Annotated in this window: 29 protein-coding genes; 15 read left to right on the top strand and 14 right to left on the bottom strand. The window is 51.2% G+C overall.

From position 1 onward, the window contains the following. Nucleotides 1-57 precede the first annotated feature (57 nt). The 7 genes from ABHF33_RS10930 (at nucleotide 58) to ABHF33_RS10900 (ending at nucleotide 5,591) form a co-directional block, all read left to right on the top strand. Nucleotides 58-1,077: a PhoH family protein gene (locus tag ABHF33_RS10930; RefSeq protein ID WP_348944001.1), complete on the top strand. Its 1,020-nt coding sequence runs from the start codon at nucleotides 58-60 to the stop codon at nucleotides 1,075-1,077. A 2-nt stretch (nucleotides 1,078-1,079) separates the two neighbouring features. Next, complete coding sequence (locus ABHF33_RS10925; RefSeq protein WP_348944000.1) at nucleotides 1,080-1,463, top strand: DUF5329 domain-containing protein; 384 nt, start codon at nucleotides 1,080-1,082, stop codon at nucleotides 1,461-1,463. 21 nt (nucleotides 1,464-1,484) lie between these two features. Further along, the gene (gene ybeY, locus ABHF33_RS10920) at nucleotides 1,485-1,955 is read left to right on the top strand and encodes an rRNA maturation RNase YbeY (protein ID WP_348943999.1); all 471 of its coding nucleotides are present in this window, start codon (nucleotides 1,485-1,487) and stop codon (nucleotides 1,953-1,955) included. Between the two features lie 38 nt (nucleotides 1,956-1,993). Then, nucleotides 1,994-2,863 carry an HlyC/CorC family transporter gene (locus tag ABHF33_RS10915; RefSeq protein ID WP_348943998.1) on the top strand — a complete coding sequence of 290 codons (870 nt, stop codon included), beginning with the start codon at nucleotides 1,994-1,996 and terminating at the stop codon, nucleotides 2,861-2,863. Between the two features lie 5 nt (nucleotides 2,864-2,868). Further along, nucleotides 2,869-3,054, top strand: a complete 186-nt coding sequence (locus ABHF33_RS10910) for a hypothetical protein (protein WP_348943997.1) — start codon at nucleotides 2,869-2,871, stop codon at nucleotides 3,052-3,054. 64 nt (nucleotides 3,055-3,118) lie between these two features. Continuing rightward, nucleotides 3,119-4,609: an apolipoprotein N-acyltransferase gene (gene lnt / locus ABHF33_RS10905; protein WP_348943996.1), complete on the top strand. Its 1,491-nt coding sequence runs from the start codon at nucleotides 3,119-3,121 to the stop codon at nucleotides 4,607-4,609. 109 nt (nucleotides 4,610-4,718) lie between these two features. Continuing rightward, nucleotides 4,719-5,591, top strand: a complete 873-nt coding sequence (locus ABHF33_RS10900) for a hypothetical protein (protein ID WP_348943995.1) — start codon at nucleotides 4,719-4,721, stop codon at nucleotides 5,589-5,591. 65 nt (nucleotides 5,592-5,656) lie between these two features. On the opposite strand, the gene ABHF33_RS10895 is transcribed toward ABHF33_RS10900, so the two are convergent. From ABHF33_RS10895 to ABHF33_RS10885, 3 genes are all read right to left on the bottom strand, one after another. Continuing rightward, nucleotides 5,657-6,202 (bottom strand): RDD family protein, encoded by a 546-nt coding sequence (locus ABHF33_RS10895; RefSeq protein ID WP_348943994.1) that lies wholly within the window; start codon nucleotides 6,200-6,202, stop codon nucleotides 5,657-5,659. 149 nt (nucleotides 6,203-6,351) lie between these two features. Continuing rightward, nucleotides 6,352-6,708, bottom strand: a complete 357-nt coding sequence (locus ABHF33_RS10890) for a hypothetical protein (protein ID WP_348943993.1) — start codon at nucleotides 6,706-6,708, stop codon at nucleotides 6,352-6,354. Then, entirely contained in the window at nucleotides 6,705-7,277 is a 573-nt protein-coding gene (locus ABHF33_RS10885; protein WP_348943992.1) for an RNA polymerase sigma factor, read from the bottom strand. The genes ABHF33_RS10890 and ABHF33_RS10885 overlap by 4 nt, the downstream gene beginning before the upstream one ends. Before the next feature lie 388 nt (nucleotides 7,278-7,665). Between ABHF33_RS10885 and ilvB the strand changes: the two genes are divergently transcribed. The 5 genes from ilvB (at nucleotide 7,666) to ABHF33_RS10860 (ending at nucleotide 12,833) form a co-directional block, all read left to right on the top strand. Then, nucleotides 7,666-9,426: a biosynthetic-type acetolactate synthase large subunit gene (gene ilvB, locus ABHF33_RS10880; RefSeq protein WP_348943991.1), complete on the top strand. Its 1,761-nt coding sequence runs from the start codon at nucleotides 7,666-7,668 to the stop codon at nucleotides 9,424-9,426. Nucleotides 9,427-9,439: 13 nt separating this feature from the next. Continuing rightward, nucleotides 9,440-9,931 (top strand): acetolactate synthase small subunit, encoded by a 492-nt coding sequence (gene ilvN / locus ABHF33_RS10875; protein ID WP_157314253.1) that lies wholly within the window; start codon nucleotides 9,440-9,442, stop codon nucleotides 9,929-9,931. 154 nt (nucleotides 9,932-10,085) lie between these two features. Further along, nucleotides 10,086-11,102, top strand: coding sequence for a ketol-acid reductoisomerase (gene ilvC / locus ABHF33_RS10870; protein WP_157314496.1), 1,017 nt, complete (start codon nucleotides 10,086-10,088; stop codon nucleotides 11,100-11,102). Nucleotides 11,103-11,323: 221 nt separating this feature from the next. After that, entirely contained in the window at nucleotides 11,324-11,740 is a 417-nt protein-coding gene (locus tag ABHF33_RS10865; protein ID WP_348943990.1) for a hypothetical protein, read from the top strand. A 52-nt stretch (nucleotides 11,741-11,792) separates the two neighbouring features. Further along, nucleotides 11,793-12,833 carry a stealth family protein gene (locus tag ABHF33_RS10860; RefSeq protein ID WP_348943989.1) on the top strand — a complete coding sequence of 347 codons (1,041 nt, stop codon included), beginning with the start codon at nucleotides 11,793-11,795 and terminating at the stop codon, nucleotides 12,831-12,833. A gap of 34 nt (nucleotides 12,834-12,867) precedes the next feature. On the opposite strand, the gene asd is transcribed toward ABHF33_RS10860, so the two are convergent. After that, complete coding sequence (gene asd, locus ABHF33_RS10855; protein ID WP_348943988.1) at nucleotides 12,868-13,686, bottom strand: archaetidylserine decarboxylase; 819 nt, start codon at nucleotides 13,684-13,686, stop codon at nucleotides 12,868-12,870. 176 nt (nucleotides 13,687-13,862) lie between these two features. Between asd and pssA the strand changes: the two genes are divergently transcribed. After that, a complete protein-coding gene (pssA, locus tag ABHF33_RS10850) occupies nucleotides 13,863-14,636 on the top strand; it encodes a CDP-diacylglycerol--serine O-phosphatidyltransferase (RefSeq protein ID WP_348946630.1) in 774 nt (257 codons plus the stop codon). Nucleotides 14,637-14,765: 129 nt separating this feature from the next. After that, the gene (locus ABHF33_RS10845; protein ID WP_348943987.1) at nucleotides 14,766-16,568 is read left to right on the top strand and encodes a 2-isopropylmalate synthase; all 1,803 of its coding nucleotides are present in this window, start codon (nucleotides 14,766-14,768) and stop codon (nucleotides 16,566-16,568) included. A gap of 258 nt (nucleotides 16,569-16,826) precedes the next feature. On the opposite strand, the gene ABHF33_RS10840 is transcribed toward ABHF33_RS10845, so the two are convergent. From ABHF33_RS10840 to wrbA, 3 genes are read right to left on the bottom strand one after another with little or no spacing between them, the layout of a single operon-like run. Continuing rightward, the gene (locus ABHF33_RS10840) at nucleotides 16,827-17,273 is read right to left on the bottom strand and encodes a hypothetical protein (RefSeq protein WP_348943986.1); all 447 of its coding nucleotides are present in this window, start codon (nucleotides 17,271-17,273) and stop codon (nucleotides 16,827-16,829) included. A gap of 18 nt (nucleotides 17,274-17,291) precedes the next feature. Beyond that, complete coding sequence (locus ABHF33_RS10835) at nucleotides 17,292-17,678, bottom strand: DUF2069 domain-containing protein (RefSeq protein WP_348943985.1); 387 nt, start codon at nucleotides 17,676-17,678, stop codon at nucleotides 17,292-17,294. Next, nucleotides 17,675-18,280, bottom strand: coding sequence for an NAD(P)H:quinone oxidoreductase (gene wrbA, locus ABHF33_RS10830; RefSeq protein ID WP_348943984.1), 606 nt, complete (start codon nucleotides 18,278-18,280; stop codon nucleotides 17,675-17,677). The genes ABHF33_RS10835 and wrbA overlap by 4 nt, the downstream gene beginning before the upstream one ends. Nucleotides 18,281-18,339: 59 nt before the next feature. On the opposite strand from wrbA, the gene ABHF33_RS10825 reads away from it, so the two are divergent. Further along, nucleotides 18,340-19,581 (top strand): YihY family inner membrane protein, encoded by a 1,242-nt coding sequence (locus ABHF33_RS10825; protein ID WP_348943983.1) that lies wholly within the window; start codon nucleotides 18,340-18,342, stop codon nucleotides 19,579-19,581. Here ABHF33_RS10825 and aroB read toward each other — a convergent pair. From aroB to ABHF33_RS10790, 7 genes are read right to left on the bottom strand one after another with little or no spacing between them, the layout of a single operon-like run. Then, nucleotides 19,512-20,606, bottom strand: coding sequence for a 3-dehydroquinate synthase (aroB, locus tag ABHF33_RS10820; RefSeq protein WP_432803981.1), 1,095 nt, complete (start codon nucleotides 20,604-20,606; stop codon nucleotides 19,512-19,514). The genes ABHF33_RS10825 and aroB overlap by 70 nt on opposite strands. Beyond that, a complete protein-coding gene (locus tag ABHF33_RS10815; protein WP_348943981.1) occupies nucleotides 20,600-21,115 on the bottom strand; it encodes a shikimate kinase in 516 nt (171 codons plus the stop codon). Before ABHF33_RS10815 ends, aroB begins: the two co-directional genes overlap by 7 nt. A gap of 53 nt (nucleotides 21,116-21,168) precedes the next feature. Then, nucleotides 21,169-23,259 (bottom strand): type IV pilus secretin PilQ, encoded by a 2,091-nt coding sequence (pilQ, locus tag ABHF33_RS10810; RefSeq protein ID WP_348943980.1) that lies wholly within the window; start codon nucleotides 23,257-23,259, stop codon nucleotides 21,169-21,171. Further along, on the bottom strand, nucleotides 23,256-23,780 hold the full coding sequence (locus ABHF33_RS10805) for a pilus assembly protein PilP (RefSeq protein WP_348943979.1): 525 nt from the start codon (nucleotides 23,778-23,780) through the stop codon (nucleotides 23,256-23,258). The genes pilQ and ABHF33_RS10805 overlap by 4 nt, the downstream gene beginning before the upstream one ends. A gap of 22 nt (nucleotides 23,781-23,802) precedes the next feature. Then, nucleotides 23,803-24,504, bottom strand: a complete 702-nt coding sequence (locus ABHF33_RS10800) for a type 4a pilus biogenesis protein PilO (RefSeq protein WP_348943978.1) — start codon at nucleotides 24,502-24,504, stop codon at nucleotides 23,803-23,805. 2 nt (nucleotides 24,505-24,506) lie between these two features. Continuing rightward, the gene (locus tag ABHF33_RS10795; RefSeq protein ID WP_348943977.1) at nucleotides 24,507-25,100 is read right to left on the bottom strand and encodes a PilN domain-containing protein; all 594 of its coding nucleotides are present in this window, start codon (nucleotides 25,098-25,100) and stop codon (nucleotides 24,507-24,509) included. After that, nucleotides 25,097-26,170, bottom strand: a complete 1,074-nt coding sequence (locus ABHF33_RS10790) for a pilus assembly protein PilM (RefSeq protein WP_348943976.1) — start codon at nucleotides 26,168-26,170, stop codon at nucleotides 25,097-25,099. The genes ABHF33_RS10795 and ABHF33_RS10790 overlap by 4 nt, the downstream gene beginning before the upstream one ends. Nucleotides 26,171-26,311: the final 141 nt, after the last annotated feature.

Genomic DNA, 26,311 nt, shown 5'->3' with positions numbered 1-26,311 from the left:
AATCATTTTTCCTGCGATAATCATTTAGCCAAATTTAATCCGAACCCAATATACCCAGTGCATACCGATACCCTCTCCTTCACCCCCATCGACAACACCCGTCTGGCCAATCTGTGCGGGCCGCTCGACGAGAATCTGAAACAAATCGAAAACGCGCTCGATGTAACGATTTCGCGCCGTAATGAGCATTTCAAAGTTGCTGGCCGCACCAAGGTCGTGAATCAGGCGCTCGATGCGCTGGAATACTTTTACAACGAAGCGCAACGTAAAGAGCTCGAAGTCGATGACATTCAGCTCGGACTGATCGAGATTATCCGTGGCCCGGAAGAAGCGCAATCGGATGTCGATACGCCCGTACTGCGCACGCGCCGTGCCGATTTGCGTGGCCGCACGCCGGGGCAGAATGTTTATCTGAAACAAATTCAAGATAACGACATCACTTTCGGCATCGGCCCAGCGGGTACGGGTAAGACGTATCTGGCGGTAGCCAGCGCCGTTGATGCCTTAGAGCGAGATACCGTCAAAAGATTGATTCTGGTTCGCCCTGCAGTGGAAGCAGGTGAGAAGCTCGGCTTTTTGCCCGGCGATTTAACGCAAAAGGTCGATCCTTACCTGCGTCCGCTGTACGACGCGCTGTACGACCTGCTCGGTTTTGATCACGTCACGCGCTTGTTTGAAAAAGGCATTATCGAAATCGCACCGCTGGCCTTTATGCGTGGCCGTACGCTGAACCACAGCTTTATTATTCTGGACGAGGCGCAAAACAGCACGCCCGAGCAGATGAAGATGTTTCTGACGCGGATCGGCTTTGGCAGCAAAGCGGTGATCACTGGCGATCCGACTCAGGTCGATTTGCCCAAGCATATGAAGTCAGGTCTGGTTGACGCGCAAGAAGTGCTGCAAGGCGTGCGCGGGATTGGGATTCATCATTTCACCAGCGACGACGTGGTGCGCCACCCGCTGGTGCAGAAGATTGTGAATGCCTACGAGAAGGCCACCAAAAAACGCGACGAAGAAGCCGCTGCCCGCAAAGCACGACAGGAAGCCGAGCGCGAGCTGGCGCTGAAAAAGGAATAAGCATGCCGAAATTTACTCTGCCTGGCCTGCTCGCCAGCGCGCTACCCGGACTATTACTGATCTGCGCTCTCCCCGCGCAGGCCATCACGCCGCAAGCCGACGTCGAAGTGCAGCAATTATTGAATTTTGTTGGCAAATCGCAATGCACGTTTATTCGCAGCGGAACAAGCTATAGCGCCAAAGAAGCACAAGAGCATCTGGGCATGAAATACGGCAAGGCGAAAAGCAAAATCAGCAGCAGCGAAGATTTCATCAACGAAGTCGCGAGCAAAAGCTACCTCACCGGCAAGCCCTATACCGTGCAATGCCCGAAAACAGCCGAGCAAAGCGCCAAAAACTGGTTAAACACCGAGTTAAAACGCCTGCGCGCCGAAAAGAAATCCTAAGTCATCACACACAAGCAATTTATGTCCAAGAACATCGAAATCAGTATTCAAAATGAAAGTGCCCTTAGCCCCATTCCACGCAAAAAACTACTGAAAGAGTGGGTACGTGCAGCCTTGGGCGCACAGGTGGAAATGGCGCAAATTACTTTGCGTTTTGTGGACGCTCCCGAGGGCCAGTCGCTGAACCGCGAATACCGCCAGAAAGACTACGCCACTAACGTACTGACTTTTACTTTTAACGACGATATGCCGCAAATTGATGGCATGCCGCTGTTGGGTGATCTGGTTTTTTGCGGCGCGGTGATCGAGCGCGAAGCCATCGAGCAAAACAAACCGCTACTGGCTCACTACTGCCATATGGTCGTGCATGGCACGCTGCACTTGCAGGGTTTTGACCATATTGAAGACGATGAAGCCGAGACAATGGAAAGCTTAGAAACGCAAATTGTCATGTCTTTGGGTTATGATGATCCGTATTTGGCGGAAAAATAAGCCCCAGGTTTTCTCAATTTTAAGGAAGCACGACCACTATGGACGACGTACCGTCCCCGAGTCCCAAGCAGAGCTGGCTTGAGCGACTCACCCATTTCCTGTTACGGGAGCCGGAAAACCGCGGCGAACTGGTTGAAATCATGCACTCGGCCTTCGAGCGCCACCTGCTCGACGCTGACGCGCTCGGCATGATCGAGGGCGTACTGAATGTCGGCGATATGCAAGTGCGCGATGTGATGGTGCCGCGCTCGCAAATGGATGTGATCGACATCAACGACACCCCCGCCGAATTTATCCCCCGCGTCATCGCCACTGCGCACTCACGCTTTCCGGTGATCGACGGCAGCAAAGACAGCGTAGTCGGCATTTTGCTGGCCAAAGACCTGCTGCGCTACTACGCCGAAGACGTTGAATTTAATGTCCGCGACATGCTCCGCCCCGTCGTCTACATCCCCGAAGCCAAACGCCTGAACGTGCTGCTCAAGGATTTTCGCAATAATCGCAACCATATGGCGATTGTCGTCGATGAGTACGGCGGCGTGGCGGGTCTGGTGACAATTGAAGACGTGATTGAGCAGATTGTCGGCGACATTGAAGACGAATTTGACGAAGACGACGACGAAGATCAGATCATTCCTGATCGCCGTGGCAATCTGCGCGTCAAAGGCGAAACCCGGGTCGCCGACCTGAACGAGGCGCTGAGCGAGCACTTCGACAGCCGCAGCCAGTTTAGCGACAAGGAAGTCGATACCGTCGCCGGTCTAGTCACACTGGCGTTTGGTTGCGTCCCCAAACGCGGCGAAGAAATCGTGATCGACGGCTATCACTTCCTCGTTTTGCGTGCCGACAGCCGCCGTGTGCATTCAGTGCAGATTGACGAGCATCTGGAACGGCACGAGATCGAATAGTCTCAATGAAAAAGCCATTTTCAAATATCAATTTCAAATGGCTTTTTCTATCCTTGTGCATTTGCTGCATCGTCGCAGGATTGATTGCCTTATTGGCTCCAATCAATTTCTGGATCGTTTTGCCAATAGTAGTAGCGGCAATGTGGATTAATGGCTGGATTGCAGAGCTTGAGGATCGTGGAGATCGCTAATCGACCGCCTCTCTGATGAAATAATTTTCTTTAACGCGCCAACCTTAATCCTAACAACTTCTCTATGGTACTCACCCGCCCCCAGCAAATCCTGTTTCAGACTATCGCCGGAGCACTCAGCGTACTGGCTTTTGCGCCCGTGTCGCAATTCTGGCTGATGCCCGTGTGCCTGTGGGTGTTTCTGCTGGGCATTCAACAGGCGGCCAGCGCACGCTGGGCTGCGCTCAATGGCTTCGCCTGGGGCATGGGGTATTTCTGTGCAAACGCCAGCTGGGTTTACATCAGCCTGCATACCCATGGCGGTATGCCCGCATGGATGGCGGCTGGCAGCACCTTGGGCTTTGCCGTTTTTCTGGCCCTGTTTCCAATGCTGGCGGCCTTCTTTACGCGCAAGCCGTTTAGCGCAAACACACCGCGCCTTGAAGCGCTGCGCTACGCGATCCTCGCGCCCACGCTATTTGTGATTTTTGAATGGGTTCGCGGCTGGATTTTTACCGGTTTTCCCTGGGGCTCGGTCGGCGGCTCACAGCTGGCGACGATGAGCGGGCTCTACCCCATCATCGGCAGCTATGGCGTCGGCTTTTTGCTGTGTCTGGCAGTCGGCACGTTTGTGTATGAAAAGCGGCTCGGCCTGGGGCTGGCCTTTGCACTGATCAGCACCAGCTCGCTACTCAATCAAATCGACTGGACCCAGCCGCAGGGCGCGCCGGTGAAAGTGAGCCTGCTGCAAGGCAATATCCCGCAATCGATCAAATGGAACCCGGCTATTTTTGTCGATAGCCTGGGCAACTATATGGATCTGGCGCGCCGTGCGCAGGGGCAGTTAATCGTCTTTCCCGAAACCGCCATTCCGTCGATGCTGGACAATATTCCGCCGTGGTATCTGGATGATCTGCGCCAGATCATGCGCGAGAAAAACGCCGCGATGATTCTGGGCGTGGCCACCAGCAGCGACGACGGACAACGGCATTTTAATGCGGCAGTCGATGTGGCCAACCCACAGCAAAATCCCTACGCCAAATACCATCTGGTGCCATTTGGCGAATACATTCCTGCACCGCAAGTTTTTGGCCCGATTTATCAGTTTTTGCAAATGCCGCTAATGGGCTTATCGCGCGGCGAAGCGGTGCAAGCGCCATTCAGCATGGCTGGCGGCAAGATCGCCGCCAATATTTGCTACGAAGACGCCTTCGGCAATGAAATCCGCCGCAATGCCGTCAACGCTACGCTCTTGGTCAATCTAACCAATATGGGCTGGTTTGACGGCTCCTGGGCCGCAGAGCAACACGCCGAAATGGCACGCGCCCGTGCATTGGAAAATGGCCGCTACCTGATTCGCGCCACCAATACCGGCAAAACAGCGATTATCGACCACAAAGGCCAGCTGATCGCCGCCCTCCCCGCAGAGCAACGCGGCGTACTTGAAGGGCAGATCACCCACCGCACCGGCACCACGCCGTATCAAATCTGGGGCGATACACCCATCGTGGTACTGTGGTTCGCAATCCTGCTCGCCTTCCTGCTGCTCAGGGGAAGACGGCCGGAGCCAGCTTGATTCAATCCGCTGTTGCATCCAGCGCGCCAGAGCACGTATCGCACCAACCGGGGTGAATAAATTGCAGTAAGATGATTTCATCACTTGCCGCCTTAATCGGATGAATGCAATGCACAAGAAAACCCCATGCTGGCTGCTTTTGCTCACCGTATTATTGCTACAACTCCCTGCTCAGGCCGCAGAACTGCTGATTCGCATGCGCCCACCGCAAGGCTCGACCGACACTAGCCACAGCTATTTTATCGGGCTGGCGCAACTGGCTTTGAATAAAACCGCCTCGCAAGGTGCTGCGCATATTGTATTGAGCAAAGAAGACATGCCGCAGGCGCGCGCTTTGCTCGAACTCAGCCGTGGGCGGATTATCGATCTGGATTGGGCTGGTACCAACATCGAGCGCGAAGCGATGCTGCACCCAATCCGTATTCCTTTATTGCAGGGCTTGCTGGGGCATCGTGCGCTGGCGATCCGCAAAGAAAATCTGGCTGCGTTCGATCAGGTCAAAACAGTGGCCGACCTGGCCAAATTCACCGGCATCCAGGGCTCGCAATGGCCGGATACCGCGGTACTCGAAGCGGCGGGCCTTACACTGCAAAAGCCGCCAAAGTTTGAAATGATGTATCCGATGCTGCTCAATCGCCGTGGCGATTATTTCCCACGCGGGCTGACCGAAATCTATGCCGAAGTGGCTGCGCTAAAAAACCCGGACATTATCGTTTACGACAAATTGCTGCTGATTTACAAAATGCCGATGTATTTTTTTACCGCCAAAAACAATGTCGCGCTGGCCAACCGGCTTGAGGCAGGTCTGCAAATGGCGGTGGACGATGGCTCGCTGCTGGACTACATGAAAACCAACGCCGTCACCGCCCCCATTTTCCCGCTGAGCCGCTATAAAAACAGCCGGAAAATCTATCTGGACAACCCCGGCCTGCCGCCACAAACGCCGATTCACGACGAACGGCTGTGGCTCAGCCTACCCTGATCTGCCGCAGCCCCCGAAAATGACAAAGGCCGCATTGCTGCGGCCTCTTTATTTCTTTTACGGGTTTATTTCTTGGGGCTATTGACGATGCGGGTTTTGGCGATGCGGTCTTGCAATAGCTGCTTGTCCGCGTCAAACCAGGCCAGCACCCAGGGCAGAAAAAACCATGCCGTACCAAGCCAAGCCCAGATTTTGGCTTGCGGCTGATAAATAGCCAGTATCCACAGCGGCAGCAAGGGCGCATAAAAAAGCGTAGCCACGGCAAAACGGATCGCCGCCTTGCGCCAGCTGAGCTGATCAGCCAGCGGCGCAATGCGCATGCGCCAGGTCATCATCGCCAGCGTCTGACCGCGCGTCCAGCTCCAGCCAAAATAGGCAAAACACACCAGCAGAATCCATACTGCATTGAGTATACGCGCCAAACCCAGGCTGGATAATTGCTCCGGGCTTATACCCAGCAGTAACTGCGCGACACCTTGAAAAATGCCTTCGGCAATCAGCAATACCGCGACCAGTAGCAGGATCTCATAGACAAACGCAATCAGACGCCGCCCCCACGCGGCGGCTGTGCCATGAACTTCTATTTCACCGGATGGTTTGGACTGCGCCACAATCGACTACCTTATTAATAACATTGAACGCGGCAAAATGAGCTCGCGGCAGGATTTTAAACGATTTGCTCAGGGTCTGTTGACGTTTGCTTGGCTGATCGCATCTGTACTGATCTTGTGCCGCAAGAAGGCACGAAAGCCATTCAGTTTTACAGCGATCCATCATCCTCAAAGCTATCGAGCAGCACTTCGTCGACCACCTGCGCAATCAGCTGCGGATCGTTCGTGTCATTGAATAGGCCCGATTGCGTGCGCCATACCCCCAAGGCAAGGCTAACAAGCAGGAGCAAGGAGAATGCCAGCGTGATTGCGCGATGCTGCTGCGCCCAGCTAAGCACTTCCTGCATGTTCGATCCGCCATGCGGCTGCAAAGCCTGATGCCGCGCACGGGCCAGCGAGCGGCGCACATCGGCACCGGCCTGCGCCTGCCGTAAAGTGCCGACGAGCTCTCGGGCAAATACCTCTTGCGCCGCTTCGTCCAGCCCACCACCGTGCTGATGATTCATAAAGTGACTCCTTGATCAGACAGCCATTTGGCCAAAGCATGACACGCCCGCGAGCAGTGCGTTTTAACACTCCCTTCGGAGCAACCCATTACTTGCGCTGTTTCGGCCACGTCCATCTCTTCCCAATAACGCAGCAGAAAAGCTTCGCGTTGACGTGCGGGCAGCAAAGCCAGCCCTTGCTCGATCAGCGCCATGCGCTGCTGGCTGCTGACTTGCGATTCGGCATCGCGGCCAAACGCGCTATCGTCGATCAGATAGTCCAGCGGATCAGCGTCGTCCGGCGCATCGGCACGGCCAAATGCAGAAAACAGGCTGACCCAGAACGAGCGCACCTTATTGCGGCGCTGATAGTCGCGAATGGTGTTTTGCAAAATGCGCTGGAATAGCAAAGGCCATTCCTGCGCCGGTTTTTCTGCATAGTGGTGCGAGAGTTTGAACATCGCATCCTGCACCACATCCAGCGCCGCTTCGCGATCGCGCAAGGCCAGCCACGCCTGCCGCCAGGCACGCTGCTCTACTGCGGCCAGAAACTCGCCGAGCGATTGCACGTCTTCGGTAGGGGCTGACAAATGGGCGAACTCCGGTCAAGGATGAAAAACATGGCAGGCTGCGCGTCGGATACTTGAAATATCACTGCAAAAACAGGGCATTGATACTAGCAAACGCGTCAGCAAACAGCCAGAAAAACTTGCCAACTTTCCCGCCTTCGGGTAACTTTACAGCCCTACACCAAGTCATACCTAGCTGTGCGCAGACATTACGCGTCTCGCCCAGCGCCGTTTCGCTTGCGCCAATGCATCATCTCTCGTATCAATACCGACCAAAAGTTGGTAAATGGCGTTCAAGCTCGGTATTCGTTGGGTTGATACAAACCCACCCTCGCATTGCCGTGCGAGGAGATGCCATATCCCGGATGGGATATGGTTTGCCGATCAACAGACTTCAGGACTCTAACCGATGGAAATTTCGGGCGCAGAAATTCTGGCGCGATGCCTTGCCGAAGAAAACGTAGAATTCGTTTTCGGCTATCCGGGCGGCGCTGTTTTGGAAATCTATGATGCGATTTTCAAACAAAACAAATTCAAACACGTTCTCGTTCGCCATGAGCAAGCCGCAGTTCACGCTGCTGATGCTTACTCACGCTCTTCTGAAAAAATCGGCGTTGCGCTGGTGACTTCAGGCCCGGGCGCGACCAATGCCATTACCGGCATTGCGACGGCGTTCATGGACTCGATCCCGATGGTGGTGATTTCAGGCCAAGTCGGCACACCGATGATAGGCTCGGACGCTTTCCAGGAAGTCGACATGGTGGGCTGTTCACGCCCCGTGGTGAAACATAACTTCCTGGTCAAAGACGTGAAAGACCTGGCTGCGACGGTGAAAAAGGCGTTCTACATCGCCACCACCGGCCGCCCTGGCCCTGTTGTGATCGACATCCCGAAAGATGTCACTCAGGCCAAAGCCGTTTTTGAATACCCGAAATCAGTTTCAATCCGCAGCTACAACCCGCCAGTCAAAGGCCACCCAGGTCAGATTAAAAAGGCGGCGCAATTGCTTGCGGAGGCCAAGCGTCCATTTATTTATGTGGGCGGTGGCGCGGTATTGGGTAATGCCGCTGCCGAAGTCACCGAACTGGTTCGCCTGCTAAATGTACCGTGTACCAATACGCTGATGGGCTTGGGCGCCTACCCTGGCTCCGATCCGCTGTTCGTTGGCATGCTGGGCATGCACGGCACGTACGAAGCCAATATGGCGATGCAGTATGCCGATACGATTATCGCGATTGGCGCGCGTTTTGACGACCGGGTAATTTCTAATCCAACGCAATTCTTGTCACAAGCCAAGAAAATTGTGCAGATCGATATTGATCCATCATCCATCGCGAAACGCGTGAAAGTCGATGTGCCGATTGTTGGCGATGTGAAAGATGTACTGAAAGATCTGATCGCGATTTTGAAAGAGACCAACGTACGCCCTAATGAAAAAGCCTTGGCGGCTTGGTGGGATCAGATTAACGATTGGCGTAAACCCAATAGTCTGTGGTACCCACAAGACGACGAAATTATTCAGCCGCAATTTGTGATGCAAAAACTGTTTGAAGTGACAGGTGGCAACGCCATCATTACTTCAGACGTAGGCCAGCACCAAATGTTTACGGCGCAATATTACGCGTTCAATCGTCCTCGTCAGTGGATTAACTCAGGCGGTTTGGGCACGATGGGCTTTGGTCTGCCTGCGGCAATGGGCGCGCAATTGGCGAACCCGTACGCGGATGTGGCTTGTATTACCGGCGACGGCTCGATCCAGATGAATATTCAGGAATTGTCGACGTGCAAGCAGTACCACACGCCAGTCAAAATCATTAACTTGAATAATGGTTACCTAGGCATGGTTCGCCAGTGGCAAGAATTCTTCTACGGCACGCGTTATTCCGAGTCGTATGTTGATGCGCTACCTGACTTTGTCAAATTGGCCGAAGCGTATGGCCACGTGGGCATGCAAATCACCAAGCCAGCCGACGTTGAGCCAGCACTGCGCGAAGCGTTTGCAATGAAAGAGCGTCTGGTATTTATGGATTTCCTGACTAATCCAAAAGCCAATGTCTTCCCGATGATTCAAAACGGGAAAGGCCTGAACCAGATGGACTTGCCACCGCATATGCAAAACATGCAGCTTGTTCCATTCGAAAACAACCGTGACTACGGCAATCTTTGCTAAGGAGAGATGAATCATGCGTCATATTTTGTCTGTCCTAATTGAAAACGAAGCCGGTGCACTGTCGCGTGTAACAGGTCTGTTTTCGGCTCGTGGTTACAATATTGATTCGCTCACGGTGCAAACCACCGAAGATCCAACGATGAGCCGGATGACGATTGTGACCCACGGCTCGGAAGATGTGATCGAGCAAATCACCAAGCAGCTCAACAAGCTGATCGAAGTGGTGAAAGTGATCGACCTGAACGAAGCCGATCACATCGAGCGCGAACTGATGCTGATCAAAGTACGCGCCACCGGCAAAGATCGCGATGAAATGAAACGGATGGCGGATATTTTCCGTGGCCGCATCATTGATGTTACCGAGAAGAGCTACACCATCGAATTGACCGGCCCGGGCGAAAAACTCGACGCCTTTATCAAGGCGCTGGATCAGGCCGTCATTCTGGAAACCGTCCGCACTGGTGCTTCCGGCATCGGTCGCGGCGAGCGGATCTTAAAACTGTGAGGTGTGAGGTGTGAGGTGTAAGGAGAAAATCCAACACCTTGCACTGACTCTCTTCACGCATTAACACATTCATTAAGCAGTAGTCGTGAGGAATGACGGGCTTATGCCTCACTCCTCACTCCTTACCCCTCACAGGAGTTTTACCATCATGGCATTGAACGTTTACTACGATAAAGACACCAACCCAGCCATCATCAAAGGCAAAAAAGTAGCCATCATCGGTTACGGCTCACAAGGCCACGCGCACGCTTGCAACTTGAAAGACTCAGGCGTTGATGTGACTGTTGGTCTGCGTACTGGCTCTGCGACTGTTAAGAAAGCTGAAGCTCACGGCCTGAAAGTAACTGACGTTGCAACTGCAGTTGCTGCTGCTGACGTGGTAATGATTTTGACTCCGGACGAATTCCAGTCAAAATTGTACAAAGAAGAAATCGAGCCAAACATCAAACAAGGCGCTACTTTGGCCTTCGCTCACGGCTTCGCGATTCACTACAACCAAGTTGTGCCACGCAAAGACCTCGACGTGATCATGGTTGCGCCTAAAGCACCAGGCCACACAGTACGTTCAGAATTCGTCCGTGGCGGCGGCGTTCCTGACTTGGTAGCGATCTACCAGAACGCGACTGGCAACGCCAAAGAAGTGGCGCTGTCATACGCCTGGGGCGTAGGCGGTGGCCGCACTGGTATCATCGAAACCACATTCAAAGACGAAACCGAAACTGACTTGTTCGGCGAACAAGCCGTATTGTGCGGTGGCGCGGTTGAATTGGTAAAAATGGGCTTCGAGACTTTGGTTGAAGCCGGTTACGAGCCAGAAATGGCTTACTTCGAGTGCTTGCACGAATTGAAATTGATCGTTGACTTGATGTTCGAAGGCGGTATCGCGAACATGAACTACTCGATCTCTAACAACGCTGAATACGGTGAGTACGTCACTGGCCCACGCGTGATCAACGAAGAATCTCGCAAAGCAATGCGTCAGGCATTGAAAGACATCCAGACTGGTGAATACGCTAAGCAATTCATCTTGGAAGGCCAGACTAACTACGCTTCAATGACTGCAGCGCGTCGCAACAACGCAGCGCACGGCATCGAAGTTGTAGGTGCGAAATTGCGCGCGATGATGCCTTGGATTCAAGCGAACAAAATCGTTGACCAATCTAAAAACTAATTTTTCGCGGCTGCAACGCGATTGATGCTTTGTCGCTGCGGCTCTCGTGTACTTGACGTACACGTCGAGCCTGGCTCCTCGCCCAATCGCGTTTCGCTCGCTAAAATATGAGTTGATAAAAAAACCGGCTTCGCGCCGGTTTTTTTACATACACATCAATTCGTTTCTTTCTACGTCAAATCTTAGTCACTAACCGATGACACCTGCGCGAAGGGACAAGCTTGCAAAACTCGCCAAAAATTGATCGCACGAAGTGGCATAAACCAACTTATCTTGGCCACTATGACGAAAATGCATCCCACTATGAAGGAATTCGATGCTACTGCAAGAAATGCGGCCTTTCATTTGTTTTCAGTGCTGAGTCGCAGAAGAATGCCTTTGAAGTAGAGCATCGATACCCTGGCTGGCTACCGACACTTTGTCCAATGTGTAGCGAGCAATGGGAGCGACTAAAACAGGATGTCATTAGATTTGAAAACCTGTGGGAATCGAACCATTCTCAATTCGCATCCGATCAAGCATTTCTAAAAAACTGGCTAGCGTCTCTGCAAGAAGCACAAAAATATGGCAAAAAAGATTTTGGCTCTAGGATTTGCATGCTCGTCAAAGCCATTGCACACATCCAAAGTTCCATCTAGTTAAACTATCAGCGTTTATGACACTACACACCAAAGTGATCGCAATCTGTTCATGAAAATCGACATCGTCTATTTATGGGTCAATGGCGCTGATCCGATCTGGCTGCGCAAGCGCGCTTTGGCGCAGCAAGAAAAGCTTGACCCCAAGGAGCTGGCGCAGTATGGCAATGTGGCTGGGCGTTATCGGGACAATGGCGAGCTGCGCTACAACCTGCGCGCACTTGAGCGCTTTTTTCCTGACCATGGCCATATCTATATTGTCAGCGATGGTCAGCGGCCGGATTGGCTCAAAGCTGATGCGGACATCAGCTTTGTCGATCACGCCAGCCTGATTCCCGCACACGCCCGTCCGGTGTTCGATGCCGGGCACATTGAATCGTACCTGCACCATATCCCAAACCTATCCGAGCGTTTTATTTATCTGAACGACGATATTTTCTTTGGCGCACCAGTCCAGATTAGCGACTGGTTTAGCGAGCAAGGTCTGGCTGTTTTCTTTGACCAGCAAGCCGCACCGAAAACCAATGCACTACAAGAGCACGAAACGGCGCTGGTCAACGCTGCGGTTCTATCCAAACAGTGGTTGGCGCAGCAATATGCGGATTACCAGCACCAACCCTGGCTATGCGCCCACGCCCCACGCCCGATGCTGAAAAGTGCCTTGTGGAATCTGGAGCAGATGGCGCCCGACTTGTTCGCCAGAGTGCGCAGCACCACATTCCGCGCTTGGCATGTGCCGCCGATCATTTCCGATCTGCTCTTGCGCTGGAAACTGCACACCGGCATTGCCACCGCCAAACACCATCCGGTGCTGCACATCAGCAGCGGCGACCCCGACGCAGCCCAGCAGTTTCACGCCTTGGCGCTCAATTTTGGCCACATTCCGTTTTTCTGCATCAACGATACCTGCGACGATTGCCCGGATGACGACCCGCGCCTGCAAGCCATCGCCAACACGCTATCAGCCCTGCTGGCCGAGCCATCGCAATACGAGGTCAGCCCGGCTGGCACTCACAACACCAGCAAGTCTGACGAGCCAAAAGCCAGAAAAAACAAAGCCACACCCAGGGGTATGGCTCTAAACATTAACTAAAGCGAGGTCTTGAATCAAATACCCGACAAGGTATTTAGCCAGCCATCGCTTCACCCAGACAAACCGGTTTGGTCGCCTGCCAGGCCGGATTAAACGCTGGCGTACCTTTTGGGTAAAGCAGAACAACGGTTGAACCCAGCAGAAAGCGCCCCATTTCCGCGCCTTTGGCGAGACGCATATCCTGATTGCGATAATCTTTGCGCCACACCGACTTGCTGCGCGGCGGGTTCACCACGCCGTGCCAGACCGTTGCCATGCTGCCAACGATGGTGGCGCCGACCAGTACCAGCGCAAAGTTGCCAAACTCCGACTCGAACATGCATACCACCCGCTCATTGCGGGCAAATAAACCATCAACGCCACGCGCAGTGGCTGGATTCACCGAAAATAGCTCGCCGGGCACATAAATCATTTCGGTCAAACGACCATCACACGGCATATGAATGCGGTGGTAATCCTTGGGGCTGAGGTAAATCGTGGCAAACTGGCCATTTTCAAACTGCGCAGCCAGCGCAGCGTCACCGCCGAGCAAAGCAGTCGTGCTATATGACTTGCCTTTGGCCTGAAAAATCTGGTCTTTGTCGATTTGGCCCAGCTGGCTAATCGCGCCATCCACTGGGCAGATTAGCGCAGCATCGGCCAGCGGGCGCACACCTGCACGCAGCTCACGCGTGAAAAACTCATTGAAAGTGGGATATGCAGCCGGATCAGCATTCGCTGCCTCGCTCATATTCACCTGATACTTGCGGATAAAGGCACGGATCACCGCATGCGTCAGGCCGCCGGCCCGCAGCCCGGCAAAGTAGCCAAAAAGCTGCGTTATCGCCTGTTTGGGCAAAATGTGTTGGAGCATTACAAACAATTGATCAGACACTGCCCACCTCAATTTCAATCGGAACGCCGATTATAACGTATGCCGAGCCCAAGCTTGCAGTGCAGGTACAGCAAGCCAAGTTGCTCGCAACACTGTCGAGCAAGCCTAGCCTCGGTTACAATCAACAAGTCTATTCACCCGCCCTTGCCCAGATTATGTCGCTCAATCCGAAGCCCTCGTTAAACCTGCGCCGCCAAGGCATTTATCTGCTGCCCAATCTATTTACACTGGCCGCACTGTTTGGCGGTTTTTACGCCATTGTCCAAGCCATGAATGGCAAGTTTGAACACGCCGCGTTGGCGATTTTTGCCTCAATGATTCTGGACGGGCTCGATGGCCGCGTGGCACGCATGACCCATACCCAATCCGAATTTGGCGCGCAATTTGATAGCTTGTCCGATATGGTGTCGTTCGGCGTCGCACCAGCACTGGTGATGTATTCCTGGGGCTTATCGAGCTTTGGCAAGCTAGGCTGGGCCGTGGCGTTTATTTACTGCGCAGGCGCTGCGCTGCGTCTGGCACGTTTTAATACCAATATTGCAGTGGTCGACAAACGTTTCTTCCAGGGCTTGCCCAGCCCTGCCGCCGCAGCGCTCGTCGCCGGGCTGGTGTGGATTAATATCGAATATCACGATGATCTATCGCCACTGGCCGAATTGCTGCCGTACACCGCGCTGTTTTTTACGCTATTTGCCGGGCTAACCATGGTGTCGAATGTGCCGTATTGGAGCTTTAAAGAGCTACATATGCGCAAAACGGTGCCGTTTGTCTCGCTGCTGATCGCCACCTTGGTGCTGGTCATCGGCGCATCACGGCCAGCACTGGTGCTATTTAGCTTCTTTATTTGCTACGCAGCGTCGGGTTATCTGTACTGGTTGTGGCGTTTGATCAAAAAGCAGCCTGTAGCAGCAGTAAAATCAGACAAATAGTCTAATTTTACTACTTGGACATCGCACAATAGCGGCCAACGCAACAAGGCCGCTATTTTTTCGTCGAAATTATTTGACACTAAGTCTAAAAATATCTAATCTAAACCCATCAACGCGAAGGAGCACACTGTGTCATTAGACATTGATCGTCTAATTGCTGATTTTGGTGGACCAAGTAATCTGGCCGAACAGCTCAATAGCCTGTTTCCAGCTGATCCGGTGTCCCGCGCAGCGATTTATAAATGGCGTGAACGCGGCAGCTTGCCACTCACCCAAGTGGACAAGCTGGCCAAATTGGCCACAAGCCAAGGCCGCAGTTTCAATATCCAGAACTATATGACAGGCGCGTCAACCGCCCTGACTCAGCAACAGGAGAACACCATGAGCGATCGCAACAACAACCGTTTGGTCATTTTCGACACCACCTTGCGCGACGGCGAACAATCGCCCGGCGCGTCGATGACCAAAGAAGAAAAAATCCGTATCGCGCGCCAGCTCGAAAAACTCGGCGTTGACGTGATCGAAGCTGGTTTTGCCGCCGCCAGCCCGGGCGATGCCGATGCGATCAAAACCATCGCTGGCATCATCGAAAACAGCACCGTCTGTTCTTTGGCGCGCGCCAACGAGCGTGATGTGCGCGCCGCTGGTGAAGCAATTAAAGACGCCAAACGTGGCCGGATCCACACCTTTATCGCGACTAGCCCGATCCACATGGAACACAAGCTGCGCATGACGCCGGATCAGGTCGTTGAAGCCGCAGTGAAAGCCGTCAAAATGGCGCGCGAATATACGGATGACGTTGAGTTTTCGGCAGAAGATGCATTGCGTTCGGACATTGATTTTCTCGCTCGCATTTTTGGCGCGGTGATCGAAGCGGGTGCAACGACTTTGAACGTGCCCGATACCGTTGGCTACGCCGTACCACAACGCACCGAAGCTTTTTTCCGTGAGCTGATTGCCAAAACACCGGGTGGCGATAAAGTCATCTGGTCTGCGCACTGTCATAACGATTTGGGCATGGCCGTGGCCAACTCGCTCGCCGCCGTATTGGGCGGCGCACGTCAGGTTGAATGCACGATCAACGGTTTGGGCGAGCGCGCAGGCAATGCGGCGATGGAAGAAATCGTGATGGCCACCCGTACCCGCCACGATATTTTCGGCGTTGAATGCAATGTGGACGCGACGCAAATCGTACCGACTAGCAAGCTGGTTTCAACGATTACCGGCTATCCGGTTCAGCCCAATAAAGCGATTGTCGGCGCCAATGCATTTGCGCACGAATCAGGCATTCATCAGGACGGCGTACTCAAACATCGTGAAACATACGAAATCATGAGCGCTGAATCAGTAGGCTGGAGCACGAACCGTTTGAGTCTGGGCAAACTCTCGGGCCGCAATGCCTTCAAAACCAAACTGGCCGAGCTGGGCATTCAGATTGACTCAGAAGAAGCCTTGAACGCTGCGTTTGCACGCTTTAAAGCACTGGCCGATAAAAAACGTGAGATTTTTGACGAGGATTTGCACGCCTTGGTATCGGACGAGCTGATTTCCATCGAGCAGGAACACTTCAAACTGGTGTCACTGAAAGTCGTGTCGGAAACCGGCGAAACGCCGCAAGCCGATTTGGTGATTACCGAAGCGGGCGTTGAACGCCGCGCGACGGCGCAGGGCGACGGCACGGTGGACGCGACATTTAAAGCCATCGAATCGCTATTCAATAGCGGTGCCGAGCTGCAGCTGTATTCGGTCAACGCGATCACCGCCGGTACCGACAGCCAGGGCGAAGTAACCGTGCGCCTATCCAAAGATGGCCGCATCGTCAACGGCCAGGGCGCGGATACCGACATTATTGTTGCCAGCGCCAAAGCGTATATTTCGGCGCTGAACAAGATTCAAAGCAATGCGGAACGAGTTCACCCTCAACCCGTGTAGCCCTCCCCTTTTGCATCATCGGGAACGGCGGGTTTTACCTCGACCCGCCGCGAGGCCAAGGCCACAAGCCTGCCGCTTCAAACTTAATGCTGTTTTTACCGAAAACAGCCACCTAAGCTACCCAAGCAAAAATAAAGCCCCGCCAATCTGGCGGGGCTTTTCTATGGGTATATCAATAAAGGGTAAATAGCAGGCCAGCCTCAGAGACATACCAGGGTATGGTATAAAGAATACATGTATGTTCGTGACAAAACTTCGCTATTGAGATGTAAAAGCACGATAAAACCGCCGAAACGGGTCTAACGACCACATAAAAACAGAACTAATTGAAAGAATAGACATAGGAATAAACCACAAGCAATTCAAAATATAACTTGCAGTATATGCCAGCATTTTTTGGTCATTCCACAGCGAATCTCCAACACCATATTGTCCAGAAATAACCATGATGACAAAAATATGGAGAAAAAATGCAGGAACGAGGAGCAAACATATCGCTGCAATACTTATGAAACACTTCACAGCAAAAGCAAACACTGAAATTCCAATATCTGACGGCGCTTGCCCCTCCACACCGCGGCGCACAAATGCCCACGTAAAAAATCCAGATAACCCAAATAGAGTCATCATGTCCGCAATTAAACCAATAATATATTTAACGCTCACACTAGCACCGCCCTCAATGATGTAGCCGCCTAATGACAAATTACGCCTTCGACTAGGCTATCCTAAATCCGCCTGATACTTCGCCAAAATACTCGGACGTGAATATTTGGCGTACAGATTCGCTGTCGTATAACTCACGACGACCAAAAACACTTGAATGCACGCCAACCAGCGGCCGAGGCCGGTTTCGGCATAGGCGCGCATGATGCCTTCGAGTAGCCAGAGCAGCACGAACATCGTGTACCACTGAAAGGTATAACGGCGGCCATGCAAGAGGCCGCGTAGCGGCAATAGCATAATCAGTGCTTTGGCGGCCAGCCAGGAACCTCCGGGGTATAGCGGTGAAAGCCACAGCTCCCATAGCATTGTGAGCAATACCATACCCAGTACGCAGGCAACAGTGATCCATTGCCAGATCGGCAATTGCTTCGGGCTCAAAGTCATGATGATTTTTCCGTGCTTAGCTTCAGAGCAATCTCGGCGAGCCGCTTGCCCTGCGCAATGCAGAGCTGCCGCTCGGCGTCCGAGATGGGCTGGTTCGACTCAGTGCCAGCCCAATGGCTTGCACCGTAGGGCGTTCCGCCGGTAGTGGTCGACATCAGCGCGTTTTCCGAATACGGCGTGCCGACAATCAGCATGCCGTGGTGCAACAGCGGCAGCATCATGGTCAGCAGGGTCGACTCTTGCCCGCCGTGCAAAGTGCCTGAGCTGGTGAAAACGCTGGCTGGCTTGCCGATCAGCGTGCCTTGCAGCCATTCGGCAATGGTTGAATCCCAGAAATACTTCATCGGTGCGGCCATATTGCCAAAGCGCGTCGGGCTACCGAGCGCAAGGCCAGCGCATTCCTGCAAATCTTTAAGCTCAACATAAGGCGCACCCGCGTCAGGAATCGCCGCCTCGATGGCTTCGCAGACGGTAGAAACGCGCGGGACAGTACGTAAACGCACGCTTGCGCCAGCCGCCGATTCGACACCACGCGCAATCAGCTGTGCCATTTGCCGCGTAGCGCCGTGCGTTGAGTAATACAACACCAATATTTCAGTCATGATCAGGCCTGTTCAGAGTTTGCGGTATTATAAAGGGATTCAAGCTCTCAGACGCGATCATGTCGGACACATCCACGCTACCACTGTGGCGCAGAATCATCGGTTTTTCCCGTTTTGTCGGCCGCAGACTGTACGCCGACCGCTGCCTAGAAACCGCTGGCAGCCTAACCTATACCACGCTACTGGCCGTCGTTCCGCTATTTACGATTGCGCTGACCGTGATCTCGGCATTTCCGATGTTCAGCGGCATCAGCAGCCGTTTTCGCGGCTTTATTATTACCAATCTGGTTCCCGATGCGGCAGGCAAAGTCGTTGGCGTTTACATGCGCCAGTTTGCCGACAATGCCGATCGCCTAACCACTTTCGGGATGATTGGTCTATTGGCGACGGCAATTTTGCTGATGGTGACAATTGAAAAGTCGGTCAATAATATCTGGCGGGTACGGCGACAAAGAAAGCTGCTTTCCCGCACGCTGACTTACTGGGCGACGCTGACACTGGCACCATTGCTGATCGGCTTAAGCCTATCACTCACCAACTGGCTGTCTTACCAGGCAGGCGGCCTGGCCGGTGGATTTGGCGTGGACTTCATTAAAATAGGCCCGATGATTCTGGTTGTTGGCACCTTGAGTTTGCTCTACCTGGCGCTGCCCAATTGCTTTGTTCCGCGCAACCACGCGCTGACAGCGGCACTGATCACGGCGGTTTTTCTTGAGCTGATGAAGTGGCTGTTTGCCTTGTATTTAAAACAGTTTGGCACCTACAAGCTGGTTTATGGTGCATTTGCCAGCTTCCCGATTTTTCTACTCTGGCTCTACGTGTGCTGGGTGATTGTGCTAGCAGGGGCCGTGATTTCGGCCACGCTATCGTACTGGCATAACGATGGCTGGCAGTGGGACGAGCATCACGGCACCCGCTTTGAGCAAGCGATGCGCATTCTGAGCGAGCTGGCGCTGGCGCATCAAAACTCGGTGATTTTGCACATCAATGATTTGCGCAAGCGCGTTGGCTTAGGGGTCGATGCCACGCAGTATTTGCTAGAGCAGATGGCTGAGCGTAATTGGGTAGAATCCAATCGTGACGGCGAATGGTTTTTGGCTGGCAGTGCGAACAATATCCAGCTACATCAGGTATTCGAGCTGATTGTGAGCCCGCTCAGCTCGGATGAAAAAAGCGGCTTGTCCCTATCGCTGGATAAGGCCAAAGCCGCTTTAGCTATTACTTTGCAAGATTATCTGACTGCTTCGCAACCCGCCAGCAACGCCGCATCAATGACTGACTCAGGCAATTCGCCAATATAAGCTTCACCCAGCTGGCGCAGCAGAATAAATTTAATGCGGCCAGCATCAACCTTTTTGTCTTGCGCCATCAGAGCCTTATAGCGCTCTACCCCCAATGCTGGCGAGACGACTGGTAAACGGGCTTTTTGCAGCAAGACAATCACTCGCTCCACATCCTGCACACTTAAATGACCGATGGCTTGCGAAGCATAAGCCGCCAATACCATACCGGCAGCCACCGCCTCACCATGCAGCCAGGCACCATAACCTAGGCCAGCTTCGATTGCATGGCCAAAAGTATGGCCCAAATTAAGCAAAGCACGCTGCCCAGTTTCTTTTTCGTCGGCAGCAACGATACGTGCCTTATTCTGGCAACAGCGTTCAATGGCTTCAGCCAGTAGTTGCTCCTCGCGCGCCATAATGCCGTCGATATTTTCTTCCAGCCACAGCAGAAAATCCGGATCATCAATCAAACCATACTTGATGACTTCAGCCATGCCCGCCGAGAACTCACGGTCAGGCAAAGTATTTAGGCTGCCAAGATCGGCCAACACCAATCGCGGCTGGTAAAAAGCACCAATCATGTTTTTGCCTAGCGGATGATTGATAGCCGTTTTACCACCAACCGACGAATCAACCTGCGCTAGCAAGGTCGTTGGGATTTGAATAAATGGCACGCCACGCTGGTAAATTGCAGCGGCAAAACCGGTCATATCGCCAATCACACCACCACCCAAGGCAATCAGCGTGGTTTTACGTTCGGCACGCTCGGTCAGCAAAGCATCCATGATCAGATTGAGAGATTCCCAGGTTTTATATTTCTCTCCATCGGGCAAAATGATTTGCTGGCATTGAATACCTTGTGCCTGCAATGATTCAACCAGCCCAGCCAAATACAGCGGCGCAATGGTGGTATTGGTAACAATCGCGACTCGTGGCTGGGGCAGCAAGCCGCTAATTTTTTCAGCCTGGGACAGCAAATCGCGGCCAATTAGAATATCGTAAGGTGCGTGGGCAATATCCACATGAACAACACGGGTCATGATTTTCGTTCCAGCTCTTTGAGAAGAAGTTGCAGAAGGGAATTGACGCTTTGCTGGCTGGTATCCATCACCAGATCGGCAACCTCGCGATAAAGTGGATCCCGGATAGCGTATAGCTCGGCAAGGCGGGCTTTGGGGTCTGCTGTTTGTAGCAATGGGCGGTTTTTATCGTGGCAAGTGCGCTGATAAAGCTCTTCCGGCGTTGCACATAAATAAATCACATAGCCATTACGCCGCAAATGAGCCCGGTTGACCGGATTAAGGACCGCACCACCGCCTGTCGCTAACACAATATTTTTTAATTGCGTTAACTCGGCAATCGCCTCAGCCTCGCGCTGGCGAAAACCGACCTCGCCTTCCATTTCAAAAATAGTAGGTATACGCGCGCCTGTACGGGCTTCAATTTCATGATCGGAATCATGAAATGTCTTTCCCGCTGCTTTAGCGAGCGCACGACCTACCGTCGTCTTGCCAGCCCCCATTAGGCCGACCAAAAAAAAATTGCCTGGCATTTTCATACCAGGCATTTTACTTGAAACTACTTCGCTTAGCGATGCTATTGCGGTCAACGCAATGTCAAGTCTGACTGCAATACACGAGGCGTAAGGAAAATCAACAGTTCACGTTTTTGGGTAAAGTTGGTTCTGTTCTTAAATAAATTACCTACCATTGGTATATCACCCAGCAGTGGAACTTGAGTAACTGTATTCTTACCTTCTTCGAGATAAATACCACCAATCACAACAGTCCCACCATTTTCAACCAAGACTTTCGTTTTGATTTGCTTTGTATTAATTGCAGGGCCACTGATAGTGTCATCACCGCGAGTATCTTTATTCACTGCTACATCCATGAAAACATTTCCGTCAGGCGTAATTTGTGGGGTCACCTTTAAGGACAGCGTTGCTTTCTTGAATGAAATGGATGTTGCACCATTTTGCGATGATTCGGTATATGGAATTTCCTCACCATCTTCAATAATCGCTTCCACTTGATCTGCAGTTACAAGTCTTGGGCTTGAAACTACTTTACCTTTACCATCTTGTTCAAGAGCAGTTAGCTCCAGCCCCAACAAACCATCAGAGCCTGCCAATAACATTGCAATCGAACCAGGGTCAAAACCGCCAATCTTTCCTGCAGGCAGATTTACAGAGGGTGTATCACCAGCTAAAGCGGGACCAGGATAAGTCGATCCACCAGTAGATGTGTAATCTTTAGTCGTCAATCCCCCTGAAACCCCACCGTGTTTATTGGCAAACAAACCATGAAACTTAACCCCAAGATTACGGCTGAAACCATCCTCAGCCTCAACAATACGTGCTTCAATCATAACCTGACGAACGGGGATATCTGTTTTTGTAATCAGCTCACGAATTTGTTCCAATTTTGATGGAATATCTTGCACGATAACCTGATTAGTCCGAGGCACAATCACTGCACTACCACGAGGAGAAAGTAATTTCTGTTTCTCATCGGTCAAAACTTTCTTGAAATCATCTGCTTTGCTGTATTTCAGGTCAAAGTACTCGGTGCGAGTTGGCTCAAGTTCAGCAATTTGCTTTTTAGACTCCAGCTCCTGTTTCTCTTTCGATGCCAATTCATCACGAGGAGCGATCCACATCACATTGCCAGATTTACGTTGATCCAAACCTTTTGCTTGTAAAATAATATCAAGAGCCTGATCCCAAGGCACATCTTTCAACCGTAAGGTTAACGTGCCACTCACAGTATCGCTTGTAATAATATTAAGGCCAGTAAATTCTGCGATTACTTGCAAAACAGTGCGTATTTCAACACTTTGAAAGTTCAAAGATAATTTCTCGCCTTTGTAATTAGGTCTGCTTTGAGCGGTCTTTGATTTTGCATCGGAAGCGTCTCGCACTTCGACCACAAAGCGATTCTCGGTTTGATACGCGGAATACTCCCAATTACCTCTGGGCTCAATTAGCATTTTCACCGTATCACCCTGCCCAAAAGTATCAACCTTTTGAATAGGCGTGCCGAAATCTGCAACATCCAAACTACGCTCTAAATTTTTCGGTAAACCAACCTTAGCAAATTCAACTAACAGTTTCTTACCTTGCTGCCGAATATCAATACCCACGTTTGAACTTGACAAATCAATAATAACTTTTCCCTCACCCGCGCTACCACGACGAAAATCAATATCTTGAATCCCTTCGCGTTTGCCAGTTACCTTACTCTCAGCAAATTGGACATTACTTCGTGTGGGGGCACTGTTTTTAGCAGAAATAGCACCAGAAGCTGCGCCATCAATTGAAATTAAGAGTGCATTATTTTCAACTTTGGTTTCATAGGATGCAGGCTTCTGTAAATTAAATACCAGCCTAGTTCTACCCGTACCTTCTGCGATATTAATTAAGCGCAATGCAGCACCATTAACCTGCACTGCACTTTGACCAGCTTGATTTGATGTATTAGCAAAATCAAATGCAATTCGAGGAGGGCTATTAACAGAGAAACTCGTGGGCGCAGGAGGAGCACCATTGAAAGTAATCTTTACAATCTGTTTTTCTGCACTAATATTACTCACTTCAATAGCAGTAATGCTCGACAATTCTGCTGCTATCGCAAAAGGAGCGATTAACATCAAGGCAATCTGAGTAAAACGGCTCAGTATTTTAGTCATTTTCATTTCTTTTGCTCCGAGTCATCTAAGCCGAGGGTTGTGGTACGCTCAACCCAATCACCACCACTGTCTTCTACGATTTCTTTCAATGTAATTTCTGTCTCATTAACAGTCATCACCATGCCAAAATCTTGTCCCATATAGCTTCCCACTTTGACACGGTATAGATTACCATCGGGAGCCTTTATCAGCGCATGCACAGTTTTGCCTTGTTGTAAAGTGCCAACCATACGAAGCTTTTCAAGGTCATAATTCTCTAGAACCTCTTTTACCCTATCTCTATTTGGTGCAATTCCACTACCGTTACCCTTCTTAGCCAACTCCATCTTGCTAGGTTTAAATGGATCAGGCAGACCAAAAGCATCGTAAGCAAAAGGCTCATATGGTTTGACCTCAGGCAAAGGCTCTACGCGCCCACGTAAGCCCTCGGACTGCTCAACCATCCAAGCTTTTAGATCGCTATTTTCCTCACCTATACACCCCGCAAGAGCGGTAGTTAATAGACTCAGTAAAATCCATCTTTTCATTATTTATTCTCCGGATAGGACATTACTGCCGCTTTTTCTTCCGAGCATCCAACTCGGCTTGGCGAATAGCCTGCAACTCTGCTTCATCTAAGGCGCGGTATGTCTTTATTGTCGCTTCCATAACAAGCAGATCAACATCTTTTACAACAATACTGTTGCCCATTTTATCTTTTTGAGGTGCTGGCTTATTCCCCTGTTCTGAGACAGCAGAAATCTGCACATCACTCAAAGTGACAATCCGTGACAATTGTGCCACGTCACTAACAAAAGCGGACAAATCATGATAGGTTCCACTCACCTTGATCTGAATTGGCATTTCAGCAAATTCAGACGTTTTCACTTCCGCATTTGGCTTAAATAACTCGAATAATAAACCCCGCCCCACACCTGCCTGGTTAATTTCTGTGAGTAGCGTTTCCATTTCAGATTTATTGGGCAATTGCTTTAATAGAGCACCAAATGACTGTTGAATTTCCAACAGCTGTTGTCTATATGCTTCAAGATTAATTGCTTTCTTCTTCTTCTCAAGAAACTCTTGTTTCAGCTGCTCTTCCTTTTGAACGCCTTGATCAAGCTCCTCAAACTGTGGCTGCCAAAAATAAAAAACACCCAAAGCAACAATAACAACTAGGAGCAAACCCATTGCACCGAACTGTACGGGCATAGGCCAATTACCAGCCTCCTTTGGATCTAGACTCTTAAGTTCGTCAAATGTAATTGACATTCTCAACCCCCTTGCTTACGAAGTGGTTGTGAAGCTACAGCAGAAGCTTCAGTAACTAGACGCGTTACTTTTATATTCAAAGTAAAATCAGATAATCGCTGGTTACCAACATTTGCCGCTTTAGCTTCAATCAGTAAAGGCTGTTCAAACGTTGCAGAATCATTCAGATTACGCATTAATGTAGAAACACGAGCATTAGACTGCGCATATCCATTTAAAACCAGCTGGTCATCTTTTTGTTTTACGTCTTTCAGATAGATTCCTTCTGGAACCTGGCGTGTTAATTGATCCATCAAACGAACAGTTTCCGTTCTATTTGATTGTAAACGCTCGACAATTAGCTTGCGATCGAGCAATGCCTGCTTTTCTGTTTTCAGCTTCTCAATCTCTGCAATTTCCTTCTCAAGTTTGGTATTTTCCGCAACCAAGAACTCATTTCTTTCATTCTGAGATTCGATCCGCGCCCCCAAAGCCAAGTAGCCAGCAGCAACAATTGCACTAGCAGCAATGAATGTAAATATCATTAGAGCTACAAAGCGCTTTTGTTTTGCCTGCCTTTTTTCTTGCCGATGAGGCAAAAGATTAATTCTTATCATGCTGGATCAAACCTCCGCATAGCCAAGCCACACGCTATGAGCAAGGAAGGCGCATCAAGCTGAATCTGCTTTCCTCGCACCTTGCCCGTCGACATACTAAAAAATGGATTGGCGCGCATTGTACTTGCGACTTGAGTTCGACTTGAAACGGCCTCATCCAAACCATGAATTACGCTACATCCACCCGCTAGCAAAATATGGTCAACTGTTGTGTAGTTACTCGACGTATAGAAAAATTGCAAGGATCGAGAAATCTCAAGTGCCATAGTATCCATAAATGGCTGCAATACGTCGGGCTCATAATTATCTGGCAAGCCGCCTTGGCGCTTGGCATGCTCTGCTTCCTCTGACGACATATTGAACTTGCGCTGAATTTCCTGCGTAAGTTGATTACCTGCGTACCCTTGATCCCGGCTATAAATCGACTGCCCATCCTTGAAGATGTTCATATGCATTGCTGTTGCACCAATGTCAACAACTGCGACGATCTGATTTTCACCACCATTTGGTAACTGCGGCCTCATCAACTCGAAAGCAGCTTGAGTTGCATAAGACTCGACATCAAGCACGGATGCGCGCAGACCAGCCTCCTCAATCGCAGCAACGCGCTCGTCGACCTTGGTCTTTTTGGCCGCAGCGATGAGCACCTCTTCTTCATCCGGATTATTGGGCGCAGGGCCTAGAACCTGAAAATCGAGGTTGACTTCATCCAGTGAAAAAGGAATATATTGATTGGCTTCAGTTTCAACTTGCATTTCCAAGTCGCGCTCGCTCATGCCAGCTGCAACGAGAATTTTTTTCGTAATCACGGCAGACGCGGGCAGGGCGATGGCGACATTCTTGATGTTGCAGCCCATCTGCTTCCATGCCCGCTGAATGGCCTCAGCCACCGCTTCAGGGTTGGTGATATTACTATCAGTGACAGCATCTTTTGGCAATGGCTCAATTACATAGCGGTCTAAGCTAAAATTGCGCCCCGTCTGGCTCAGCTCAACCATTTTCACGGCTGACGCGCTGATGTCTACACCAATGAGTGGAGGAGCTGATGGCTTTAAAAAATCGAGGTTCAACGCACTAGTCCCCTTATATGCAATTAAAAAATGCTATCAGCGTACCAGATCGAGTGTAAAGAAAGCCTTTTAGGTGACACGCTTTTTGCAACAAACCCGTATTCGACGTACATTAACACCTTAGATTGAACTTTATAAACA

Source organism: Chitinibacter sp. FCG-7 (genome assembly GCF_040047665.1).
Lineage (GTDB): Bacteria > Pseudomonadota > Gammaproteobacteria > Burkholderiales > Chitinibacteraceae > Chitinibacter > Chitinibacter mangrovi.
The sequence above is the reverse complement of the archived record's forward strand: the minus strand, read 5'-3'. Positions and strand labels throughout refer to the sequence as shown.

What these genes read in the sequence shown, in the direction of transcription:
- lnt (WP_348943996.1), top strand. Translation starts at nt 3,119, where the DNA reads ATGGTACTCACCCGCCCCCAGCAAATCCTGTTTCAGACTATCGCCGGA.
- pilQ (WP_348943980.1), bottom strand. Translation starts at nt 23,259, where the DNA reads ATGAAAATGACTAAAATACTGAGCCGTTTTACTCAGATTGCCTTGATG.
- ABHF33_RS10900 (WP_348943995.1), top strand. Translation starts at nt 4,719, where the DNA reads ATGCACAAGAAAACCCCATGCTGGCTGCTTTTGCTCACCGTATTATTG.
- ABHF33_RS10805 (WP_348943979.1), bottom strand. Translation starts at nt 23,780, where the DNA reads ATGAAAAGATGGATTTTACTGAGTCTATTAACTACCGCTCTTGCGGGG.
- pssA (WP_348946630.1), top strand. Translation starts at nt 13,863, where the DNA reads ATGTCGCTCAATCCGAAGCCCTCGTTAAACCTGCGCCGCCAAGGCATT.
- ABHF33_RS10800 (WP_348943978.1), bottom strand. Translation starts at nt 24,504, where the DNA reads ATGTCAATTACATTTGACGAACTTAAGAGTCTAGATCCAAAGGAGGCT.
- asd (WP_348943988.1), bottom strand. Translation starts at nt 13,686, where the DNA reads ATGCTCCAACACATTTTGCCCAAACAGGCGATAACGCAGCTTTTTGGC.
- ABHF33_RS10925 (WP_348944000.1), top strand. Translation starts at nt 1,080, where the DNA reads ATGCCGAAATTTACTCTGCCTGGCCTGCTCGCCAGCGCGCTACCCGGA.
- ABHF33_RS10890 (WP_348943993.1), bottom strand. Translation starts at nt 6,708, where the DNA reads ATGAATCATCAGCACGGTGGTGGGCTGGACGAAGCGGCGCAAGAGGTA.
- ybeY (WP_348943999.1), top strand. Translation starts at nt 1,485, where the DNA reads ATGTCCAAGAACATCGAAATCAGTATTCAAAATGAAAGTGCCCTTAGC.
- ABHF33_RS10915 (WP_348943998.1), top strand. Translation starts at nt 1,994, where the DNA reads ATGGACGACGTACCGTCCCCGAGTCCCAAGCAGAGCTGGCTTGAGCGA.
- wrbA (WP_348943984.1), bottom strand. Translation starts at nt 18,280, where the DNA reads ATGACTGAAATATTGGTGTTGTATTACTCAACGCACGGCGCTACGCGG.
- ABHF33_RS10795 (WP_348943977.1), bottom strand. Translation starts at nt 25,100, where the DNA reads ATGATAAGAATTAATCTTTTGCCTCATCGGCAAGAAAAAAGGCAGGCA.
- ilvN (WP_157314253.1), top strand. Translation starts at nt 9,440, where the DNA reads ATGCGTCATATTTTGTCTGTCCTAATTGAAAACGAAGCCGGTGCACTG.
- ABHF33_RS10835 (WP_348943985.1), bottom strand. Translation starts at nt 17,678, where the DNA reads ATGACTTTGAGCCCGAAGCAATTGCCGATCTGGCAATGGATCACTGTT.
- ABHF33_RS10910 (WP_348943997.1), top strand. Translation starts at nt 2,869, where the DNA reads ATGAAAAAGCCATTTTCAAATATCAATTTCAAATGGCTTTTTCTATCC.
- ilvB (WP_348943991.1), top strand. Translation starts at nt 7,666, where the DNA reads ATGGAAATTTCGGGCGCAGAAATTCTGGCGCGATGCCTTGCCGAAGAA.
- ABHF33_RS10860 (WP_348943989.1), top strand. Translation starts at nt 11,793, where the DNA reads ATGAAAATCGACATCGTCTATTTATGGGTCAATGGCGCTGATCCGATC.
- ABHF33_RS10825 (WP_348943983.1), top strand. Translation starts at nt 18,340, where the DNA reads ATGTCGGACACATCCACGCTACCACTGTGGCGCAGAATCATCGGTTTT.
- ABHF33_RS10815 (WP_348943981.1), bottom strand. Translation starts at nt 21,115, where the DNA reads ATGCCAGGCAATTTTTTTTTGGTCGGCCTAATGGGGGCTGGCAAGACG.